Source organism: Ochrobactrum sp. SFR4 (assembly GCF_019730395.1).
Taxonomy (GTDB): domain Bacteria; phylum Pseudomonadota; class Alphaproteobacteria; order Rhizobiales; family Rhizobiaceae; genus Pseudochrobactrum.
Genome location: NZ_JAAPBB010001363.1, coordinates 1 through 237, shown reverse-complemented (window position 1 = coordinate 237; position 237 = coordinate 1). Strand labels below are relative to the sequence as shown.

The following is a 237-nucleotide window of genomic DNA, read 5'->3' as shown; positions in this document are numbered from 1 at the left end:
CAATCATTTCTTCAATGCCCATCGCCCATTCCTGACGCATCATGGTCTTGGTAATCCCATGGGCAAAATACGGGCCAGCAGCGAGCGTTGCGGCAAGTTTCTGCGCCTCGCCAAGGAGATTTTCCTGCGTATGCAGATGATTGTAAAAGCCCCAGTCTTTGCCCTCTTCGGCTCCCATAAACCTGCCGGTATAGAGCAGTTCTGCGGCACGCCCCTGCCCGATAATCCGTGGCAAAA

1 protein-coding gene is annotated in these 237 nt (G+C 54.0%); it reads right to left on the bottom strand.

The window, feature by feature from the left end:
- The coding region (locus tag HBA93_RS23475; RefSeq protein ID WP_286202172.1) for an enoyl-CoA hydratase-related protein at positions 1-237 on the bottom strand (237 nt) is incomplete at both ends.